Below are 20,633 nucleotides of genomic sequence, written 5' to 3' on the forward strand. Positions count from 1 at the left end.
TACACTTATATTTTGTTGTGATATTTAATACTGCAAATGTAAATGTGCCAAAACTCCCCTTTTAACGAAATCATCCTCGCTACAACTATCTTTGTGGCGAGGATGGATTTTTAATTAATATTCCCGTATTTCATTCTTATAGATTTTTACTTCTACCAGCTTTTGGGCGTTTACATCCGAGACCCAAAGAGTGTTTTGGTCTACCAGCAGCTTCTCGGGTTTCTTAAAAGTATATCCTTTGACGGACTTAAAACTGTTTTCCCAGTTCCCTTTGGTTCGGTCATAGATAAATAGAGACCCGTTTTGGGCAGATAGAATCATTCGATTTTCATGCAACGCGATGCCGCAGGGATTGAAGCTCAGAGGGAGCGTTTTTTCTGTGTCAATCAGTATCTTCTGATCTCCTTTTTCTATCAGTGTGGTGTCGATGGCTTGAATTTTCTGATTGCCGTATTGCCCGAAATCAGCAAGATAAACGATACCGGTGGAATCCTGCACCATCTGATGAGAATGGAAACCGTTATTCACATCCATTCCATCTCCTTTACTGCGGCAATAGAAAGGAACTTTCTGATAATTCTCCAAAGTTACGTCAGCTTCCCGGTAGACTAACAGATTCTTTTTGGTACGAATCATGATATTTCCGTCCGGTGTGATAGCCATAGCGTGAGAGTGTACCATCTGATTGATTCCGTCTCCCCAGTTACCTGTGCCGATGCGTGTGATGAACTCCAGCGTCCGTACATCGAATACATCTATTCGGGAACTTATGTTTGCAAGGTACAGCCGGTTACCGGATATTCCGATCGCTTCAATCTTATCCGGAAACTTCTGTTCTGCCTCTTTATATTTCCAGCTTTTGAGCGAAGCCAGATGTCGGTTCTTGTTCCGGTCATAAAGTTCCAGACTAAAAGCTCCGCTTTGAATATTGGCTACAAAAAGAGTATCTCCTTTTATGTAAGTAGGTCCGGGGTGAATTGACCTTCAGCCAAGGCGAAGTCTGTGGCGGATAACTGTCGTGCCGCTTCGTATGAATAGTAATAATAGCTTGTATATGGCTCTGCGGGTTTTGTAGCCGGGCGGACTTCCGGGTTTTCTTCTTCCGAGCAACTACCTGTGATTAATGCCATTAGTAACAGACATCCGGTATATAATTTTTCTTTTCTCATGTCTTCTTCTTTTTTAATTCAACTTTTCTACAGGGATTCCCGTTACTGTATGTGCATTCCGGTCTACTATGAACAATGTCTGCCGTGCCATTGACATCTTTTCCACGTTACTGAAGGTGTGTCCTTCGACAGTTGTGTAATCCTTAATCACAGTCCCTGTCTCCGGATTGACTTCGGCCAGGGCGATAGGCTGATTCTTGCCTGTAGCAAAGGAGACGAACATTCGTTTGCCGATAAATGCAATGTCGTACGGCGAATAAGAGGTCAGATTAATGACCCGTTGGGCTTTCCATTCCACCTGTTCGCGCATTGCCTGAAGGTCGAATACATAAATCTTCTTATTTCCCTGGTGGGTGGTATAAAGTAACCCGTCGTTGCCGATTGTCTGCCCGTAAGTACCCATTGCCTCTCCCATATTCGATGTCCGGCAATAATTGGGCACATTTTTGAAGCTTTTTCCGGGGACAATATCGTCTTCGATAAATACACATACCCGTTTCTTATCTCGGATAAACACGCATCCCCGGTGTACCAGTACATCGAAAGCATGAACCGTTTGGTTGCTTCCTTCTCCCCAAGAGCCTGTGCCGATGGTTGCCACCAGTTCAAAAGTCTTTTCATCAAAAATATCAGTCCGGCTTTGTTCGTTTGTAACGTAAATCTTACCGTGGGCTACGGTCACGCCGTTCGGTGTTGCGACAAATCCCTTTGTTGCCCCTCCTTCCGTCCACTCTTTCAGGCTTTTTATGTGCGTCAGTTTGCCGTTCTGCTCTTCCAGAATCTCCAGACTGAAATTTCCGCTGGCATTGTTCACGATGTAGATTCGGTTGCCATATACACAGACATCCTTGGGCGCAAAAGTCGATTCCGTGGCTTGGGGAATATCTTTGTAGGTGATGATGCAGGAGAGTGGTGTTCCTTGCGCAGTATCCTCATCCTCTTCTTTCAATATCGGTGATAGTCCACCGTCGATTGCATCCAGTTCAGGGTCTTCGATGATGTATCGGGAAGCGTTGTATTTTGAGCTGCCATAAAGTTTGCCATAGCGGCGGGTGTGCATGAATCTTCGTGAGTACACCGGAAGTTTCTTTTCGATGCATAGTTTGTTGTATACGGTGGCGCAGAGGGTAATCCATCCGGTTCCCGTTTGTTCGTAAGTCATGTTTCCGCTGTGCCCGTAGCCGAGGCAATGACCCAACTCGTGAAACGTGGCGCTGGTGTGCGCTCCGTCGTCTGCGTAGTGTTCCAGAAAGCACCATTCGTTGAGTCCATAAGTTTCTCCGCCTCCCAGTCCGTCTACGGTTGTCACTTTCCCGATAACGAAGCCGGAGTGGTTGATTACTTTTTTGAGGAGCATATCGATGTCAATAACAGTTTTGTTGGCGTCACTATGCAGTTTGCCTCTGTATTTTTCCAGTTCTTCGGCAAATTCCTTTGACGAGAACATATAGCCGTAGTTCAGCATCATTGCTACCGCTTCCCGGGCGTGAGCCGGATAAAGTGGATAGGCCCATGAACCGGTCTGACTATAGGCGGAGAAACGTACGTTGTATTTGGACTTGGTGGAAAGCAGTTTTTGATAGTATTTGTCATTACATTCTATTTCCAGTTTGAAGTCGGCTGCGGACAGGTGTGGATTTGCCATAATCTGGATTTCTTTTCCTGAACGGGTGATGTAACGCTTGCTTTGCGTCAGCATCGGCAGTTCCTTATGAAATTCAGTGAAAGCTGGGAGCACATCGAACTTTGCCAGTTGGAATGCTTCTTCATATCCGCTGATGGTTGCCCACACAGTCACCTCCTTGACAGGACGGGGCGAATAGAAACGGATAAATAACTCTTGCTGCTCGGTGATGCTGACTTGCAGGGGCTGGTTTACTCTGAATCCCCGCTGGGTGTTATTGAATAGAATCGTGGCAGGCTCATCATCCTGAAGCATTAATTTGAAAACATCCGGAGTCAGGTCTTTCTCTGCTATCCGGATTATTCCATACGGGTTCTCTGTTGTTTCGCTGTCTGTGTCTGCCGGCGTTTCTATTAAGTCGTCTTTGGTGCAGCTTTGCACTCCCCATATACAGAAAATAAGAAAATAGGTGAAACGAAAGATTCTGTGGAATATCATATTTCTTTTTTTAGTTTGCGGGCGGCAAAGGTATAAAAAAAATGTTTATCACCATTCATCCTGCTTTTTTTCCCTTATCTTAGTGGCGTAATAAAAAACAAACAACTATGAATCAAACACGTTGTATCGTAATTTTGTCTATTCTTGCTCTTTTTGTAGCAAGCGTATCTGTTGCCGGAAATATCTCTTTGCCGGATGCTTCTCAAAAGGTTTTTGAAGGAAAACCATGTATTAACTCTCCCCGGGCGATTGGCAATTATCCTGCCAGTCCTTTCCTCTTTTATATTCCTACTACCGGTCAGCGGCCGATGGAATGGAGTGCGGAGAAACTTCCGAAAGGATTGAAACTGGATTCGAAAACAGGGATTATCACAGGATCAGTAGCTTCTAAAGGTGAATATACCGTCACTCTTAAAGCTAAGAACGCATTGGGGACCAGTACGGAAAAGCTCGTGATCCGCATTGGTGATGACCTGTTGCTGACTCCTCCCATGGGTTGGAACAGTTGGAATACTTTCGGGCGACATCTCACCGAAGAGTTGGTTTTGCAAACTGCGGATGCGCTGGTAGCCAACGGAATGCGGGATTTAGGCTATTCCTATATTAACATCGACGACTTCTGGCAGTTGCCCGAACGGGGAGCTGACGGACATTTGCAGATTAATAAAGATAAGTTCCCGCGTGGAATAAAGTATGTGGCAGATTATCTGCACGAGCGCGGTTTCAAACTCGGAATTTATTCGGATGCAGCCGATAAGACTTGTGGCGGTGTATGCGGCAGTTACGGCTACGAAGAAGTGGATGCGAAAGATTTCGCTTCGTGGGGTGTCGATTTGTTGAAGTATGATTATTGCAATGCTCCTGTCGACCGGGTGGAGGCTATGGAGCGCTATGCAAAGATGGGAAAGGCGTTGCGTGCTACGGGACGTTCCATCGTGTTCTCCATTTGTGAGTGGGGACAGCGCGAACCTTGGAAATGGGCAAAGCAGGTAGGCGGACATTTGTGGCGCGTTTCGGGAGATATAGGCGATGTCTGGAACCGGGAAGCCAACAAGTTGGGCGGGCTTCGTGGTATCCTGAATATTCTTGAAATCAATGCTCCTTTGAGTGAATATGGCGGTCCTTCCGGTTGGAATGATCCGGATATGCTGGTAGTTGGTATCGGTGGTAAGAGTATGAGTATCGGATATGAATCGGAAGGTTGCACCCACGAACAGTATAAGTCTCATTTTGCATTATGGTGTATGATGGCTTCTCCATTACTTTGCGGAAATGACGTGCGAAGTATGAATGACAGTACATTGCAGGTTCTGTTGGATAGGGACCTGATTGCTATCAACCAGGATGTGTTGGGCAAGCAGGCGGAGCGCAGCATCCGTGCAGATCATTATGATATTTGGGTAAAGCCGTTGGCTGACGGTCGCAAAGCGGTAGCTTGTTTTAACCGGGCGGATACTCCACGTACTATAGAATTAAATTCAAAAACGGTGGAAGACCTGTCTTTGGAGCAGGTGTATAGTCTTGACAGCCGTTCTATGGAAAATGCTGCGAATAACATAATGGTGGACTTGGCGCCTTACCAATGCAAGGTTGATATCTGTGGAAAGCCGAAAAAATAGTCAATGACAGTACTGGAATGACAGTAATAAATCTCTGAGGTAAAATAAAGAAAGGTTGGGGCATAAAAAAAGGAGCAACGCCTTGCTCCAACCTTTGTTAACCTTAAATCTAATACTATGAAAAAAATCACATGACAAATGTAAGTCTTCTTGCTATTCCTTCCAAATAATATTCTTGTATTTGCGTCTCTTTTGATTTCTTTCACGGATTTTCACTGTTATCGCACACAATGGGTCTGAATTGAGGAATCTCAGCCTTTTTATTAACTAACAAGTTTGTTACTAACAAAGTTGTTAGTAACAAACTTGTTAGTCATTGACGATGCAATCCTTGCTTATGTGCCAGTACTCCAGTTCTTTAATTTGTTATTAACGCTCGAAGGTCTTGAGGACTTGACAAAGGCTTTTTTATGTTGTATATTTGTAGTCGTAATAACAACAATAAAACTCAAATCAAAACTTAGAAACGAATGAGAGGAATCTTATCTTTTGCTGCACTGGCTGCGATGTACTTCCCCGGATGTACAACGAGTAAAAATGCGGTGCATTGTCTCAGCCGATGGATTAAAGGTTGTAACCCGTTGGTCAAAGAACTTATACCGACAGGTTACTTGCCGTACAATCATCGGTTTTTGACATCAAAACAGTATAAGATTATAACAAAACATCTAGGAGATCCTTATGAGGATTAGGGCATAAGTAGCCCGGCAATGAGCAAAAGGCTGCAAACTCCGTAAAAGTTTGCAGCCTTTTTTGTTGCATAAATTCAAGAAAAAGAGATTTGAAAGGCGTATCGGTGTTTTTAATAAACTTGGGAACCGTTTCTAATAAACGATGAAAGAATTTATTAGAAACTCAAATACGGTTTTAGTATACAGTGTCTATGTTTTTCATTGTGGGTAAATCGGGAGAAGGCAGTATCGTATTCATTGGATTAGTATATTGGTAAATTTGCATGACTATTTTTACCTTTCTCTCATAGACCGTTTTGTATGACAAAGTATCATGTTGCTTTTTCGTTGGTTATACTATAATGCAGCTAATTTGTACGTAATTCTATTTGAGCAAACAGAATAATTCGTTTATTCGCATATGATAAATACCGAAATGAGTATTATTGCTCTATTATATATATGTATATTCGGTTTTCTAAAATTATAAAGCTATGAGAAAGCACACTTTTCTATTTATTATCTTTTTGTATGTTGGCATCTGCATACAGGTTAAGGCAACAGATCAAAGAGGGGAATATCTCGTCATAGGTAAAGATACATTGGAAATGTTTACTTGACCATTGGGAGATAGTGAGACTCTGAGTAAGCAGGTAAAGAATTGTATTTCGAAGCGCTCCTTCTCTACTGATTGCGGGCGGGGGTATGTCGGTATATGGAGACTGGAAACCGACAGACTCTATTTGGAGAAACAGCAATGAACGCACTTTGGAAAAAAAATATTCATCTGTATAGTCGATTGAAAATAAGCGAATTACTTTAGGATATTTACTGCTTTAAAGCCATTGAAAGGAGACACAAGGGGGACTAAAGGGGACTGGACGGTTTGCGCCCTGTTATATCTTTGCAGAGTCATTCAGACAAAACGGAATGGCAAACAGATAACCTTTATTTTTTTAACCATTTAAACTTTAACAATTATGGCTTTAGAGTATGTAGTAACAAAAAGAGTGTTCGGTTTTGACAAGGACAAAAACGAAAAGTATGTAGCAAAGTCGGTTCGTTCCGGCAGAGTAAGTTTTTCCAAGATGTGTGGCAAGGTGAGCCGTCTTTGTGGAGTTCACCGCAAAGTTGTGGATCTGGTCGTCAGCGGTCTTGTCGATATGATGGCGGAGGACATTGACGACGGAAAGAGTGTTCAGATGGGTGAGTTCGGCATCTTCAGCCCTACCATTCGCGCTAAGAGTGCGGATGACGAGAAGGAAGTATCATCTAAGTCAATCGTCCAAAGAAAGATCCTTTTCTATCCTGGAAAAATATTCAAGACCACGTTGGATGATATGAGTATTACCCGTCGTGCGGAGTTGGATACGGACTATACGGACGGAAGTAGTAACAATGGCAGCGGTAGCGTAAAACCTAATCCCGGTGGAGACGGAGGAAAGGGTGATGAAGAAGCGCCGGACCCGACTGTATAAATCTTCTGTACTTTCTTTTTAGGTAGCAGACAGCGTGGGAAAGGCTTATTGAAAAGTTGCAAATGCACAGATAATCGGTTATACTCGATTTTCTGTGCATTTTTTCTTTATATAATGCCTTGGTGTATCTATTGTTTCCTCCTTATTTGCTTCTAAACTTGCAAATTCGTTCCAATCGTTTCACAGAACCTTCCATGTCCTGTTTTTTGTTCTGCTAGTATGATTTAGTTTATATTATAACTTCTATATTTGTTCACAGAAACGAACAATTATGAAACACGGAATCTATACATGCGTTATTCTCATGGCATTTCTTGCTTTATCAGAAAGTGTGTATGCAGTGGTTCCGGTTCTCACGGTTGCGAGTGACACTATCAGGCGGGTGGTGATATATTTCGATCAGGAAGAAATAGATGTTGATTTCCGTTATAAGACTAATAACAAGGAAATTAATGTTTTAGATTCTTTGCTTGAAGAAAGAATAAATTCAAGATATATCACTGCGCTCAATGTGGTCACTTTTGTATCGCCTGACGGAGATTCGGTCTACAATGCCGCATTATCTGTCCGAAGAAACAATTCGATGAGAGAGTTCTTAAGGCAACGTTATCCGTATGTTGATGCCGAAAATATTAAACTTACTTCGGAAGGAGAAGATTGGTCTGAACTTCGTAAGTTGGTGGCGTCGGATTCAGACTTGCCGGACCGGGAAGAAGTCTTGATGTTGATAGATTATCATCGGGATAACATCGTGAAGCGAAAAGAACTGTTGCAGAAGTTGAATCAGGGAATGGCTTACCGATATATTGTCCGCAACGTGTTACCTAAGTTGAGACGCGCTGAGATTACGGTTGTCCGCAAAGTTCCGGAAATGGAAAAGAATATTTTTGAACCGGTATCTTCTGTCTCCGGATTGTTTGTTTCAAAGCAGGAAGAGGCGCTTCCGAGCGATCAACCTGATAAGCCGGAGGGAGAAAGTAAAGAGAGTATGGCTTATGAGGTGGTAGTGTCGGAGGCAGAAGGGCCGGTTGAAAGTAAAACGGTGCTTGCAGTGAAGAATAATCTGTTGTACGATTTGGCGTTGGCGCCAAATCTGGAAGTAGAGATTCCGGTAGGCAAAAGGTGGTCTTTAAATGCTGAATACAAATGTCCGTGGTGGCTGAACAGTAAACATGATTTCTGTTATCAGCTTCTTTCGGGAGGAGTGGAAGGACGTTGCTGGTTGGGCAATCGTCAGAAGCGCAACCGGTTGACAGGGCATTTTGTTGGGCTTTATGCTGAAGGTGGAATTTACGATTTCCAGTGGAAGGGCGACGGTTACCGGGGCGATTATTACGGAGCTGCGGGAGTGACCTACGGGTATGCGCGGCAACTGGCTCGCCATCTGTCGCTCGAATTTAGCTTCGGCATCGGGTATCTGACAACAGAATATAAGAAATATACTCCTTACGAGGGGGATATCGTGTGGACAACTAGTGGACGTTATAACTTTATAGGTCCTACCAAGGCGAAAGTCTCTCTGGTATGGCTGATAAAAAGAGGGAGATAAGGACGTTATGCAAGATACAAGATACATACTTCTTGTGCTTCTGTCCTCGCTGCTGATGCTGACCGGATGTAGCCGTCGCGAACTATTGGATGATTATCCCGTAAGCGGGGTAGATATAAAGTTAGATTGGAACGGTGTTACCGATAAGTTGCCGGAAGGGGTTCGGGTGATTTTTTATCCGAAGAGTGCGGAAGGCAGAAAGATTGATACATACCTTTCAGTAAGAGGTGGAAAAGTAAAGGTGCCGCCGGGGCGTTATTCGGTAGTGGCTTACAACTACGACACTGAAACGGTGCAGATCAGAGGAGAGGAAGCCTATGAGACGATTGAAGCATTTACAGGCTATTGCAATGGTTTGGGAATAGCGGGAACGGAGAAAATGGTATGGGGACCTGATCCCTTATACGTAGTGCAGATCGATGATTTACATATAGCGAACAGTGAAGAAGAGCTTCTACTGGATTGGAAACCGAAATTAGTGGTAAAGACCTATTCTTTCAAGATCAAGGTGGAAGGGCTGGAATATGTTTCTTCAATCGTTGGCAGTGTGGAAGGTATGGCGGGTTGTTACTGTTTGGGCAGATGTTGCGGGAAAATGAACGATGCTCCTATCTACTTTGAAGCGCAAGGACGTTCGGGCGAAGTAACGGGTAGTTTTACAGCTTTTGGGCTACCGGAAGGGGCGATGAGTCGGGCAAGTCTTGCTATAAAGTTTACGCTGGCATTTGTGAAGGTGGATAATACGGTACAGAAGATAGAGGTTGATATAACGGATGTGATTGTTAATTCGGAGAGTGGTGAAGGGGGAGGCAACGATGAGCCTTCTAAAGATATAGAGTTACCGCTTGATGATGATGAGGTGAAGGTTGATAAGCCGGAAAATTCGTCTGGTGGTGATGGTGGTATTGGCGGTGATGTTGGTGATTGGGGAGAAGAGGAGGAGGTGCCTTTGCCCGTAATTTGAGATAAAGCATAAGCAAAATATAACAATATTATAAACTTAAAAAAATACGATTATGAAAAAGGTATTATTGGCGATTGCAGCAGTTGCAACAATTACAAGCTGCTCACAGAACGAAGAATTTGAGAATCCCAATCAACAAGCAAAAATTGGTTTTACTTCAGTAGTGAAGAAGGCGACAAGAGCCACTGATACTACCACTGATAATTTTTTAGCTTTTACGGTAAGTTCTTATGTAACAAGTGCTACCTATGATGGTACGACTCTTTTAGGTAATGCATATATGAATGGAGTTTCATATACAAAAGCAAATGCTGCTTCAGTTTGGAGCACGGAGGATGCCGGCTCTTATTATTGGCCATCATTGGATTCGGAAAAGAAAGTACAATTTTTTGCGTATCCTACTACGGTCAAATCTAGCTATAGTGTTCCTACTGTTGATCCGGTTGCTCCTGCTACTGGTTATCCTTCGATTTCTTTCGAAGTTAATGCTACTCCTGCAAATCAAATTGATTTGGTAGTAGCACATGCTGCTAATGTAGTTAATTCAACGGATGCTGGTGTAAGTGCAGATGGTAAATTGACTTTGGATTTTAAACACGTTTTAACTCGCGTAAATTTCGCATATATTCCAGGGGATCTAAATCTTACTTATACTGTAACAGCTATTTCTATTGCTGATATTCAAGGCGGTACAGCCAAATATAACTTTGATGCATCAGATGGCAATTGGGATTTGACAGGGACTACTAAAGTGAATTCTTATTCTTATGATGTAAAACAATCTGCTGAGAAGGTGGCAGGAAAGGAGTACTATTCATTAGCTGATGCTGATGCTTCTTGGATGCTACTTCCTCAAAAAGTAAATGGAAAAATTATATCAATATCGTACTCTACTAAGCAAGGTGAGATGGAAGTATATAAAGGAACTAAAACGGTGACTCTACCTGCTAACGCTGAATGGGAAGTTGGTAAAAATGTATTGTATATTTTAACATTACCAGCTGGTGCAGCAAAAGTTCAGATCGATACAAAGGTTAATGGATGGAATAATGCAACAGAAACTCCTGAAAGTGCAAAATAATTATAGAGTATAAGAGATTCTTTTAGTTTTGAACTGTATAAATCATCTGGATTTATACAGTTCTTTATCTTATAGCTATATATACGCAACCTTTTTTCACTTTTCTTCCCTTTTCTATTGCCATCTAAAAGATTTCATATATTTTTGTTGCAAACAGGAACAAATCAAACGCCAACACAAATATATGTCATCAATCTGTCAGGGTACTTGGGATTGTCAGAACTGTCCGAAAGCCGTAGACAATGCTATTATTCACATTACTCATACAAGGGGGTACCATCAACCAGCCCGGAAGTGTGAAGATAATTTCATCCTTTTTTTGATAAAAGGAGAGCTCTTGGTTAATAGCCAGGAGTATGCAGGTACGATGTTGAAAGCAGGTGAATTTATTCTTCAGGCTATTGGTTCAAAATACGAGATGCTTGCGATGACCGAGTGCGAATGTATCTATTATCGTTTTATTCAGCCGGAACTATTCTGTGACTTCCGTTTCAATCATATCATGAAGGATGTACCTTCTCCGCTTATCTATTCTCCTTTAAAGATAATTCCTGAATTGAAATACTTTTTGGATGGTTCCAAATCCTATTTGAGTGAAAGTAAAGTCTGCCGGGATCTGCTGTCTTTAAAGCGCAAAGAACTGGCGTTTGTGCTAAGCTACTATTATTCGGATTATGACTTGGCTAGTTTGGTGCATCCACTCTCGAAATACACCACCACTTTTGAATACTTCATCCTTCAGAACTATAAGAAAGTAAAAACGGTAGAAGAACTGGCTCAACTGGGAGGTTATACCGTCAGCACCTTGCGGCGTATCTTCAATAATGTATTCCACGAACCGGTATACGAATGGATGCAGGCGCGACGTAAGGAAGGTATTTTGGATGACTTGAATAACTCTGAGTACAGTATCTCCGAAATATGCTATAAATACGGTTTTGAGTCTCTGCCTCACTTCTCCAATTTCTGTAAGAAGTTCTTTGGAGCTTCTCCACGTATGCTTAGAACAAGCAAGAAGAACGTCTGATAATTTTTCAGAGAGAAAGTCAAAAACTATTTTTTTCTTTGTGGGTGTAGTACATTTGTTGTATATTGCTAGCTGTTTCCTTTAAAACCAGTCTAATACATCTTTATTATAAAGTCAGATCACTTCAAATAAAGCCATGATAAGGTGGATACGGAAATTAAATTTTTTATTTCAACGAATTAAAATCAGGTTTCAAAGCAGAATAGTAACATGATAGATTATGCTGAATGAAAGATAATAGGATATTTTTCTAATACTCTTTTGTGTAATCAGAAGAGAGTCTGAGTTTGAAATCTATTATGGCACGTACAATAGGATATAAATCATAAATACTATGTAATGAGAACAAAACGAGCTTTTAAGGAATTTTGTGTATTGGGTGGTTTGGCATCTTCCGTTTGCGGGGTGGCTCAGGAACGCCCGAATATTATTGTCTTCCTTGTAGATGACATGGGACTTATGGATACTTCGGTCCCCTTTTTGGCAGATGAGAGCGGTCAGCCGGTGCGTCATCCGCTGAATGATTGGTATCATACTCCGAATATGGAGAGACTGGCTAAACAGGGTATTTGTTTTTCTACTTTTTACACACAGAGCGTGAGTTCCCCTTCCAGAGCTTCCATCATGACCGGACAGAATGCGACCAGGCATGGAGTCACTAACTGGATTAATGCTGAGAGCAACAATCGGAATCCTTTCGGACCGCCCCAATGGAACTGGAAAGGTCTCAGAAAAGATATGCCTACCATGCCGAGAGTCCTGCAACAAGCCGGATATAAAACCATTCATGTAGGAAAAGCACATTTCGGCTGTATGGGAAGCGAAGGAGAGAATCCGCTGAATATCGGCTTTGATGTAAATATCGCAGGTTCCGGCATTGGACATCCCGGCAGCTATTATGGCGAATGGGGATACGGGCATATCAAGGGACAGAAGATTAGAGCAGTTCCTGACCTGGAGAAATATCACGGTACAGATACCTTCCTGAGTGAAGCGCTGACTATAGAAGCGAATCGGGAGATCACCAAAGCCGTAGAAGAAAAACGACCTTTCTATCTGAATATGGCCCATTACGCAGTTCATTCACCTTTCCAGGCAGACAAACGTTTCTTGTCACGCTACACCGACCCGGATAAGAACGAGCAGGCAAGAGCTTTTGCTACATTGATAGAAGGCATGGATAAATCATTAGGCGACATCATGGACCAACTCGAAAAGCTGGAAATTGCCGAAAATACGCTGATTCTCTTTTTAGGAGATAACGGTGGTGATGCTCCATTGGGAGATGAACGTGGCTATGGTTCTTCCGCTCCGCTGAGAGGTAAAAAGGGGACGGAGTTTGAAGGTGGTATGCGTGTTCCTTTCATCGCAGCTTGGGCAAAGCCTGAGAAGAAGAGCAAAGTACAGAAGAACTTGCCTATTGAAGTAGGAAGTATGCAGACACAGTTGGGCACAATCATGGATATCTATCCGACTGTTCTGTCTGTGGCAGGATGCGAAGTTCCCCAAAACTACGTGATAGACGGATTCGATCTGAAAAAGCAACTGAGCGGTAAGGTGGACAAGAAGCGTCCCGAGTCTTTCCTGATGCACTTCCCTCACGCACACCGCGGCAGCTACTTTACCACCTATCGCATGGGCGACTGGAAACTGATTTATTATTATCTTCCCGAGACTCCGAAACAACCCAAAGCCTTGCTTTACAATCTGAAAGACGATCCGGAAGAAAGAAATGAACTTTCTTCCGCACATCCGGATAAATGCAGGGAGATGATTCAGGAAATGTCTGCTCAATTAGAGAAGGAAGGAGCTCTTTATCCGGTGGATAAACAAGGAAATGAGTTGAAACCTTTTGTTTACTTTTGATTGGCATTGATTTTGGTTTGCAAGAGTATTGATGTCTTATCCGCAAATTGTTTTAAATGTAATTGCATAGACATTTCAGTCAATATATGAAGTTCAGTTGATAATAGTTATGCTTCATATATACAGCTCCTTAGGTTAGCGTTCTAAGGAGTTGTATAATCCTTGCATCTCAAATTGCTATACTATATCCTTTAAATTTACTTCTAGGGAATTGGCTATTTTCACAAGAGTACCAATAGTGAAATTAGTTCTCCCTTTCTCTATTCGAATAACGTTGTTGTACTCCATTTCAAGTTTATCTGCGAATTCTTGGATAGATAGATTCTTACTTTCCCGTAATTTTCTAATTTTAGTACCTATCTCATTTAAAGTTTCCTGTTTATCAAGCATAATCTCTGTCATATATGATTGTTTTCAAAGGAAAGTATTTATATTTGCATATCCGCAATCATATATGATTGTATGGTGAGATATAATAATGCTAATGGAATATTCAGTTGAGTAATAACAATAAAAAAAATGATGAGATGGATACACTTAATTTGCATTCAAACTTTGACAACCTACTATATATAGGTAGAAGCGTATTAAATAATACGAGCAGTCACATTCAAAAATTATTCTTTAAAAAAGAGATGTGTATATATGAGTACTTGTATAAGGAGGAGGTAAGTAAAGGCATTGAAATTAAAATAGATGATGTTGTCTTAGTCTGTGCTTTAGAACATGATAAATGCAATAAGTCCATTCTTTATTTTAATGACGTAGCAAATATCGCACGTTACATTCATTACTGTAACAGTAATTTTGAATATAAAGAAGAACTCAATGGGTGGATCATGTCAGATAGTTATCTTGCTTTATCTATATCTGAGGATGATTATGAGAAGCGATTTGCGTTTATACAAACTTTACTATGAACTTAACTGAGTCGTTTTATTATACTTTTGCTAATGAGTAAAAAGAAAATCCCCCGCCAGCCAACGCCGACGGGGGATTTATGCTATTAATCAAATCAAGCTCACGCTTAGTCTTTCAGTTTAGCGATGATGAAGTCGCGGTTCAGGCGGGCGATGTTGCTGATAGAGATGTTCTTCGGACATTCAGCCTCGCAAGCGCGGGTGTTGGTACAGTTACCGAATCCGAGTTCATCCATCTTAGACAACATAGCTTTCGCACGGCGCAGAGCTTCCGGTTTACCTTGCGGAAGCAAGTTCAGCTGGCTGACCTTTGCAGAAACGAACAACATGGCAGAACCATTCTTACAAGCAGCTACACAAGCACCGCAACCGATACAAGAAGCAGCATCCATAGCTTCGTCAGCGATGGGCTTCGGGATCAGGATAGCGTTGGCATCCTGCGGAGCACCTGTACGAACGCTTACGTAACCACCGGCCTGCATGATCTTGTCATAAGCAGTACGGTCTACCATCAAGTCCTTGATGACAGGGAAACCGGCCGAACGCCAAGGTTCAACAGTGATGGTGTCACCATCGTTGAAACGGCGCATGTAAATCTGGCAAGTAGTAGCACCTGTTGCAGGACCGTGCGGATGTCCGTTGATGTAAAGAGAACACATACCGCAGATACCTTCGCGGCAGTCGTGGTCGAATACAACCGGTTCTTTTCTTTCGCTGATCAGCTGTTCGTTCAGAATATCCAGCATTTCGAGGAAGGAAGTATCACCGGGGATATCTTTCATTTGGTAGGTTTCAAAAGCGCCTTTAGCCTTCGGGCCTGCTTGACGCCATACCTTCAGTGTAAATGATATATTTTTATCCATTTTCGTCTAATTCTTTTAAATGTTTAACTTCACCGATTAGCTCTTGTAGTTACGGGTCTGAACCTTGATAGCTTCGTATACCAGCGGTTCTTTGATCAATACAGGAGCCTTTTCATCGTCACCCTGATATTCCCAGCAAGCTACGTAGAAGAAGTTTTCGTCATCACGTTTTGCTTCTCCTTCTTCAGTCTGGTATTCTTCACGGAAGTGACCACCACAACTTTCGTTACGGTTCAATGCGTCGTAAGCAACGAGCTCGCCCATAGTGATGAAGTCATACAGACGGATAGCCTTGTCGAGCTCAACGTTCATACCTTCCTTAGAACCGGGGATAAACAGATTGGTTTCGAATTCCTTGCGGACTGCTTTCAGTTCGGCGATACCTTTCTTCAGGCCTTCTGCCGTACGTCCCATACCTACGTATTCCCACATGATGTGACCCAGTTTCTTGTGGATAGAATCAACTGATTCTTTACCCTGGATGCTCATGAACTTGTCGATCTTAGCCTGAACTGCCTTTTCTGCTTCGGCAAATTCCGGAAGGTCGGTAGAGAAACGAGGAACAGTAATCTGATCTGCCAGATAGTTCTGGATAGTGTAAGGCAATACGAAGTAACCGTCGGCCAGACCTTGCATCAATGCGGAAGCACCGAGGCGGTTTGCACCGTGGTCGGAGAAGTTACATTCACCGATAGCGAACAGACCCTTGATGGTAGTCTGCAGTTCGTAGTCTACCCAGATACCACCCATTGTGTAGTGGATAGCCGGATAAATCATCATCGGATTATAATATTTCACACCACTGATTTCTTTTGCCAGTTCGCCCGGATTAACGTCAGTGATTTCTTCATACATGTCGAAGAGGTTACCATAACGCTGAAGCACTACATCGATGCCCAGGCGGTTGATAGCTTCAGAGAAATCGAGGAATACGGCCAGACCTGTGTTGTTCACACCGAAACCTGCGTCGCAACGTTCTTTAGCTGCACGGCTGGCAACGTCACGCGGAACCAGGTTACCGAATGCCGGATAACGGCGTTCCAGGTAGTAGTCGCGGTCTTCTTCAGGAATATCGCTTCCCTTGATTTCGCCTTTCTGCAATTTGATAGCGTCTTCTTTCTTCTTCGGAACCCAGATACGACCGTCGTTACGCAGAGATTCGGACATCAGAGTCAGTTTGGACTGCTTGTCACCGTGTACCGGGATACAAGTCGGGTGAATCTGAACGTATGCGGGGTTAGCGAATACAGCACCCTTGCGGTAGCAAGAGATAGCAGCTGTACAGTTACAACCCATAGCGTTGGTAGACAGGAAGTAAGCGTTACCGTAACCACCGGTAGCGATTACTACGGCGTGAGCAGCGAAACGTTCCAGTTCGCCGGTGATTAAGTTCTTGGCAATGATACCGCGAGCACGTCCGTCGATGATTACAACGTCCTGCATTTCATAACGGGTGAACAACTTCACCGTACCTACGTTTACCTGACGGCTTAGTGCGGAGTAAGCACCCAGCAACAGCTGCTGACCGGTCTGGCCTTTAGCGTAGAACGTACGTGATACCTGTGCACCACCGAAAGAACGGTTGTCCAGTGTACCGCCGTATTCGCGTGCAAAAGGAACACCCTGGGCTACGCATTGGTCGATGATAGCGTTGGATACTTCGGCCAGACGGTAAACGTTGGCTTCACGTGCACGATAGTCACCACCTTTTACTGTATCGTAAAACAGACGGTAAACGGAGTCACCATCATTCTGATAATTCTTTGCAGCATTGATACCACCCTGTGCAGCGATAGAGTGTGCACGGCGCGGAGAGTCCTGAATACAGAAGTTGAATACTCTGAAACCCATTTCACCGAGGGATGCAGCAGCAGAAGCACCTGCCAGACCCGTACCCACAACGATGATATCCAAACGGCGTTTATTAGCGGGGTTCACCAATTTCTGGTGAGCTTTATAGTTGGTCCATTTCTCAGCCACCGGGCCTTCTGGAATTTTTGAATCTATCTTGATCATAATATTATTTACAATTTAATCATTTACAATTTACTATTTAGCAAGCACCGCCACAAAGGAGTGATTTCACGAAGAATACCACTACTACGAGTGCGAAACCGAGTACTACAATCGTAGAATAGATGTTAGAAATACATTTCCAACGATTGATCCATACCTTGTTGTTCCATCCCAGTGATTGCATGGAGCTCCAGAAACCGTGAGTCAGGTGGAACCACAAAGCAAACAGCCAAATGAGGTAGAGCACTACATAAACCGGACAAGAGAATGTCTGCTGGATGTGATATGCACCGTTTGCCGCATAAGCCAGCGTCAGTGTATCAGCGTGCATGTCCAGGTTGTGCATCAGTTCCGGCAACTGCATTTTTGCCCAGAAGTTGAAGAGGTGCAAACCGAGGCCTACGATAACGATAATGCCTAACACCAACATGTTTTGAGAAGCCCACTCTACAGTTTTCGGTTTGTCGACCACTGCATAGCGTTCGCTACCGCGCGCTGTGCGATTCTGCATTGTCAGCCAGAACGCGTAGATGATGTGAATAATGAAAAGAGCAGCCAGTGCTGCGGTAGCTACCAGCGCATACCAGTTTGCTCCCAAAAACTCACAAATCATGTTGTAACCATCAGCCGAGATGATTGCAACTAAGTTCATCGCCATGTGAAATGTTAGAAACAGGACAAGGGCGATACCGGTAACGCTCATCACCACTTTCCTTCCTACAGATGAATTACTTAACCACATAAATGATTGAATTTAAATTATTTAATTGTTAGAACTAAAATTTCGACGTTTTACACCTCTTACAGACTGCAAAAATAGGGGAAATAGATTGATTGACCAAAGAATTAAAGAAATAATTCCTTAATCGGTGATCTTTCCGATTTTTTCGCCATTGGCCGCTTTCTTGCGCAAGGCGCGCGGGGTGTCTCCGAAGGAGTCTTTGCAGAAGTGTGCAAGGTGGGACAGCGAGTCGAAACCATACCGGTTGCAAATCTCTGTAATCCGCATATTAGAGTGCTGTAGGTCTTCGAGGATGCCTTCCCGTTTTTTCTCCAGCATCCATTCGTAGACGGGCACGCCGTATAAGTTTCGGAAGAGACGGCGGAAGGTGGTGGTGTTATAGCCTCCCAGATGTGCGAATTCTTCGACGTTCTTCGCTTTGCTGTAATTCTGCATGACAAAGTATTGGAAACTTTCCGTATAGGTGCTGATCGGGTAGAAGAAAGCCCTCAACTGGGGCAGGGGATAGTAATTGGTGATCATATACACCATCTCCTGACATTTCAGGTCGATATATTTGCCGCAGGCGGGTGTCGATTCGTCAAGGTATGCGGCTACGTCGTTGATGAGATAGAACAGGCGCGGGTTCATCACCATTGGGGTGTAGGTCAGCGGGCCTTCTGCCTGGTCGATGATTTCACGGTAGCGGTTTTCGCATAGCAACGGCAGTTCGTTGAACCAGAAAAGGATGTATGATACGTCCGTCAGTGCCAGTATCTCGTATTTTGAGCCGATGGCTTGCAGGATAAACTGTTTCTCGTGTAGTGTCGTTCCGGGATGTTCGTCACTGTTGATCAGCAATTCGCCCTCGATCATAAAGAGCATGCAGTTTTGCGTGCACTTATCCTTCGGAATATGCTGCCCTCTGAGCAGATTTCTGTGAATAAGAGTACTTTCCATCGCTTTGGGGCATCCTGAGCAATCTGTATGTTGAGCACAAAGTGAGTCTTTTGACATGGGTTTTATCCGTGAATCGTTGTCTACAGGGACAAAGATAGTCGTTTTTTGTGAAAATAAAATTCTTTCTTCCATTATGTTTTAGCAGAAACGGGGATATGATTGTCTTTATTGGTTTTGTTTGCACAACTTTGAAGTTTCACGGACTCCTGAATGGCGTTCTTTAATACATTAATACATTTTTATCTGCCATCTGCAGCATTTTCTTCATCCCTTTACATGATATATTCAGAACAAGTAGTTTCATCATTAGTTCCACCTGTTGAAACCAAGTGTTTCAAGGCATGAAACAAACTGTTTCAAGTAATGAAACTTCTTGGAACAACTGTCGATTTCGTTCATATGACAGCTCGATTCAACTCACTTGACCGCATAAGTTGCTCTGATTGACCTGTCCGTTCGAAAGGTATTATTTCATTTTTCAGTCAATAATGGATGACTTCTCAGCTGTTAATACCTGATTTCTCAATTATTAATAGCTGACATGACAATCGTTAATAGCTGACGCGTCAGATGTTAATACCCAGTAAATCAAAGTATAATGTAGGATAAACGACCTATATGCCGTGGTGGCAGAGTGAGAGCAAACCTTTGCTCTCACTCTGCCACCATACTTGCTGTAATGCTTGAAATGCCGATGAATAAAGGGATACACGCGAATAATGAGAGCGTTAGGGCAAAACTGCTATCTTTTTCACTTGTAGCAGCTGCCTAAGTTCAAGTTATAAATGCGACAGTTCAGTTTCCGTACCAGTCACTTACTTATTATAGTATTTTTCAAGCAGTTTCTGCATTTCCGGATATTTCTCGTCCGTATCTCCGGTTTCTTTGCGAAGTCTCAATAAGTCTTTCTTCATCTGTTTGATGACAGGTGCATATTTCGGATCGTTGTATGCATTATGATTCTCGTGCGGATCATTCTGTAAGTCATAGAAGTCCCATGACGGAGTAAAGTCAAAGTTCTCCGTATCAGTCATGTCTAGATTTCGGGCATAATAGAAGATCAGCTTGTAACGGTCTGACCGGATGGCGAAGTGCGCGGGACGAATAGCATGATTGGTCCAGTAGCGATAGTAGATTTCTTTTCGCCAGTCGGTCGGCGTGTTGCCTTCCAGGTTGCTGACGAAGCTGTCTCCTTGCACATTCTCCATCTTTACTCCGGCAAATTCTGCCAGCGTCGGTGCGAAATCGACATTCAGTATCAGATCGTCCAGACGTTTTCCTGCGGGTACCTTCTTCGGATAACGGATAACGAAAGGCATACGAGCCGATTCTTCATAAAACATCCGTTTGTCGAAGAAGCCGTGTTCGCCTAGGAAATAGCCTTGGTCGGAGACGTAGATGACGATGGTATTGTCGGCGATATTCATTTCGTCCAGAGCGTTTAGGAGTTTGCCGATGTTGTCGTCGACGGTAGCGCCGCAACGGAGGTAGTCACGGATAAACTTTTGGTAGGAAGCACGTCTGGCGGCCGTCCGTTGCATCCCTTCGGTGCTGAACGGCAGTCCGGGGTAGCGACACCACCACTTGTCGGGGTCCTGTGATGCGAT

The 20,633-nt window shown here is 43.3% G+C and carries 18 protein-coding genes; 9 read left to right on the forward strand and 9 right to left on the reverse strand.

Features of this window, described 5'->3' with window-relative positions; genetic code table 11:
• Positions 1 to 114: 114 nt before the first annotated feature.
• The 3 genes from DW640_RS24110 to DW640_RS21985 all read right to left on the reverse strand — a co-directional run bounded on the left by DW640_RS24110 (position 115) and on the right by DW640_RS21985 (position 3,291).
• Positions 115 to 681 (reverse strand): hypothetical protein, encoded by a 567-nt coding sequence (locus tag DW640_RS24110; protein WP_233525468.1) that lies wholly within the window; start codon positions 679 to 681, stop codon positions 115 to 117.
• A gap of 272 nt (positions 682 to 953) precedes the next feature.
• Positions 954 to 1,169: a hypothetical protein gene (locus DW640_RS24115; protein ID WP_233525469.1), complete on the reverse strand. Its 216-nt coding sequence runs from the start codon at positions 1,167 to 1,169 to the stop codon at positions 954 to 956.
• Between the two features lie 13 nt (positions 1,170 to 1,182).
• Positions 1,183 to 3,291 carry a hypothetical protein gene (locus DW640_RS21985; RefSeq protein WP_117578954.1) on the reverse strand — a complete coding sequence of 703 codons (2,109 nt, stop codon included), beginning with the start codon at positions 3,289 to 3,291 and terminating at the stop codon, positions 1,183 to 1,185.
• Positions 3,292 to 3,398: 107 nt separating this feature from the next.
• Between DW640_RS21985 and DW640_RS21990 the strand changes: the two genes are divergently transcribed.
• The 8 genes from DW640_RS21990 (at position 3,399) to DW640_RS22040 (ending at position 13,546) form a co-directional block, all read left to right on the forward strand.
• Positions 3,399 to 4,910, forward strand: coding sequence for a putative Ig domain-containing protein (locus DW640_RS21990; protein WP_117578955.1), 1,512 nt, complete (start codon positions 3,399 to 3,401; stop codon positions 4,908 to 4,910).
• Positions 4,911 to 5,380: 470 nt separating this feature from the next.
• Positions 5,381 to 5,602 (forward strand): DUF4248 domain-containing protein, encoded by a 222-nt coding sequence (locus DW640_RS22005; RefSeq protein WP_008761724.1) that lies wholly within the window; start codon positions 5,381 to 5,383, stop codon positions 5,600 to 5,602.
• Between the two features lie 959 nt (positions 5,603 to 6,561).
• Positions 6,562 to 7,059 (forward strand): DsbA family protein, encoded by a 498-nt coding sequence (locus DW640_RS22015; protein ID WP_008761725.1) that lies wholly within the window; start codon positions 6,562 to 6,564, stop codon positions 7,057 to 7,059.
• A gap of 271 nt (positions 7,060 to 7,330) precedes the next feature.
• Positions 7,331 to 8,608, forward strand: coding sequence for a DUF3575 domain-containing protein (locus tag DW640_RS22020; protein ID WP_074858365.1), 1,278 nt, complete (start codon positions 7,331 to 7,333; stop codon positions 8,606 to 8,608).
• A gap of 7 nt (positions 8,609 to 8,615) precedes the next feature.
• Complete coding sequence (locus DW640_RS22025) at positions 8,616 to 9,572, forward strand: DUF5119 domain-containing protein (protein WP_187323677.1); 957 nt, start codon at positions 8,616 to 8,618, stop codon at positions 9,570 to 9,572.
• 52 nt (positions 9,573 to 9,624) lie between these two features.
• Positions 9,625 to 10,653: a fimbrillin family protein gene (locus tag DW640_RS22030; protein WP_117578957.1), complete on the forward strand. Its 1,029-nt coding sequence runs from the start codon at positions 9,625 to 9,627 to the stop codon at positions 10,651 to 10,653.
• A gap of 184 nt (positions 10,654 to 10,837) precedes the next feature.
• On the forward strand, positions 10,838 to 11,680 hold the full coding sequence (locus DW640_RS22035; RefSeq protein ID WP_117578958.1) for an AraC family transcriptional regulator: 843 nt from the start codon (positions 10,838 to 10,840) through the stop codon (positions 11,678 to 11,680).
• A 339-nt stretch (positions 11,681 to 12,019) separates the two neighbouring features.
• Positions 12,020 to 13,546 carry a sulfatase gene (locus DW640_RS22040; protein WP_117578959.1) on the forward strand — a complete coding sequence of 509 codons (1,527 nt, stop codon included), beginning with the start codon at positions 12,020 to 12,022 and terminating at the stop codon, positions 13,544 to 13,546.
• 177 nt (positions 13,547 to 13,723) lie between these two features.
• Here DW640_RS22040 and DW640_RS22045 read toward each other — a convergent pair whose 3' ends face one another.
• Positions 13,724 to 13,948 carry a helix-turn-helix domain-containing protein gene (locus DW640_RS22045; protein ID WP_016269111.1) on the reverse strand — a complete coding sequence of 75 codons (225 nt, stop codon included), beginning with the start codon at positions 13,946 to 13,948 and terminating at the stop codon, positions 13,724 to 13,726.
• Positions 13,949 to 14,073: 125 nt separating this feature from the next.
• On the opposite strand from DW640_RS22045, the gene DW640_RS22050 reads away from it, so the two are divergent.
• Positions 14,074 to 14,466: a hypothetical protein gene (locus tag DW640_RS22050; protein WP_016269110.1), complete on the forward strand. Its 393-nt coding sequence runs from the start codon at positions 14,074 to 14,076 to the stop codon at positions 14,464 to 14,466.
• 107 nt (positions 14,467 to 14,573) lie between these two features.
• On the opposite strand, the gene DW640_RS22055 is transcribed toward DW640_RS22050, so the two are convergent.
• The 5 genes from DW640_RS22055 to DW640_RS22075 all read right to left on the reverse strand — a co-directional run.
• Positions 14,574 to 15,329: a succinate dehydrogenase/fumarate reductase iron-sulfur subunit gene (locus DW640_RS22055; protein ID WP_008761731.1), complete on the reverse strand. Its 756-nt coding sequence runs from the start codon at positions 15,327 to 15,329 to the stop codon at positions 14,574 to 14,576.
• 36 nt (positions 15,330 to 15,365) lie between these two features.
• A complete protein-coding gene (locus tag DW640_RS22060; RefSeq protein WP_008761732.1) occupies positions 15,366 to 17,345 on the reverse strand; it encodes a fumarate reductase/succinate dehydrogenase flavoprotein subunit in 1,980 nt (659 codons plus the stop codon).
• Positions 17,346 to 17,382: 37 nt separating this feature from the next.
• Positions 17,383 to 18,087, reverse strand: coding sequence for a succinate dehydrogenase/fumarate reductase cytochrome b subunit (locus DW640_RS22065; RefSeq protein WP_008761733.1), 705 nt, complete (start codon positions 18,085 to 18,087; stop codon positions 17,383 to 17,385).
• 120 nt (positions 18,088 to 18,207) lie between these two features.
• Complete coding sequence (locus tag DW640_RS22070; RefSeq protein WP_032814147.1) at positions 18,208 to 19,083, reverse strand: helix-turn-helix transcriptional regulator; 876 nt, start codon at positions 19,081 to 19,083, stop codon at positions 18,208 to 18,210.
• 758 nt (positions 19,084 to 19,841) lie between these two features.
• On the reverse strand, positions 19,842 to 20,633 hold a 792-nt coding region (locus DW640_RS22075), incomplete at its 5' end, for a sulfatase/phosphatase domain-containing protein (protein ID WP_117578960.1).

Source organism: Bacteroides sp. AM23-12 (genome assembly GCF_003434395.1).
GTDB classification, from domain to species: Bacteria; Bacteroidota; Bacteroidia; order Bacteroidales; family Bacteroidaceae; genus Bacteroides; species Bacteroides thetaiotaomicron.

Excerpts from the sequence above, each read along its gene's own strand:
- DW640_RS22060 (WP_008761732.1), bottom strand. The coding sequence starts at position 17,345 with ATGATCAAGATAGATTCAAAAATTCCAGAAGGCCCGGTGGCTGAGAAA.
- DW640_RS22070 (WP_032814147.1), bottom strand. The coding sequence starts at position 19,083 with ATGTCAAAAGACTCACTTTGTGCTCAACATACAGATTGCTCAGGATGC.
- DW640_RS22065 (WP_008761733.1), bottom strand. The coding sequence starts at position 18,087 with ATGTGGTTAAGTAATTCATCTGTAGGAAGGAAAGTGGTGATGAGCGTT.
- DW640_RS24110 (WP_233525468.1), bottom strand. The coding sequence starts at position 681 with ATGGTACACTCTCACGCTATGGCTATCACACCGGACGGAAATATCATG.
- DW640_RS22055 (WP_008761731.1), bottom strand. The coding sequence starts at position 15,329 with ATGGATAAAAATATATCATTTACACTGAAGGTATGGCGTCAAGCAGGC.
- DW640_RS24115 (WP_233525469.1), bottom strand. The coding sequence starts at position 1,169 with ATGAGAAAAGAAAAATTATATACCGGATGTCTGTTACTAATGGCATTA.
- DW640_RS22020 (WP_074858365.1), top strand. The coding sequence starts at position 7,331 with ATGAAACACGGAATCTATACATGCGTTATTCTCATGGCATTTCTTGCT.
- DW640_RS22040 (WP_117578959.1), top strand. The coding sequence starts at position 12,020 with ATGAGAACAAAACGAGCTTTTAAGGAATTTTGTGTATTGGGTGGTTTG.
- DW640_RS21985 (WP_117578954.1), bottom strand. The coding sequence starts at position 3,291 with ATGATATTCCACAGAATCTTTCGTTTCACCTATTTTCTTATTTTCTGT.
- DW640_RS22035 (WP_117578958.1), top strand. The coding sequence starts at position 10,838 with ATGTCATCAATCTGTCAGGGTACTTGGGATTGTCAGAACTGTCCGAAA.
- DW640_RS22025 (WP_187323677.1), top strand. The coding sequence starts at position 8,616 with ATGCAAGATACAAGATACATACTTCTTGTGCTTCTGTCCTCGCTGCTG.
- DW640_RS22015 (WP_008761725.1), top strand. The coding sequence starts at position 6,562 with ATGGCTTTAGAGTATGTAGTAACAAAAAGAGTGTTCGGTTTTGACAAG.
- DW640_RS21990 (WP_117578955.1), top strand. The coding sequence starts at position 3,399 with ATGAATCAAACACGTTGTATCGTAATTTTGTCTATTCTTGCTCTTTTT.
- DW640_RS22030 (WP_117578957.1), top strand. The coding sequence starts at position 9,625 with ATGAAAAAGGTATTATTGGCGATTGCAGCAGTTGCAACAATTACAAGC.
- DW640_RS22005 (WP_008761724.1), top strand. The coding sequence starts at position 5,381 with ATGAGAGGAATCTTATCTTTTGCTGCACTGGCTGCGATGTACTTCCCC.
- DW640_RS22050 (WP_016269110.1), top strand. The coding sequence starts at position 14,074 with ATGGATACACTTAATTTGCATTCAAACTTTGACAACCTACTATATATA.
- DW640_RS22045 (WP_016269111.1), bottom strand. The coding sequence starts at position 13,948 with ATGACAGAGATTATGCTTGATAAACAGGAAACTTTAAATGAGATAGGT.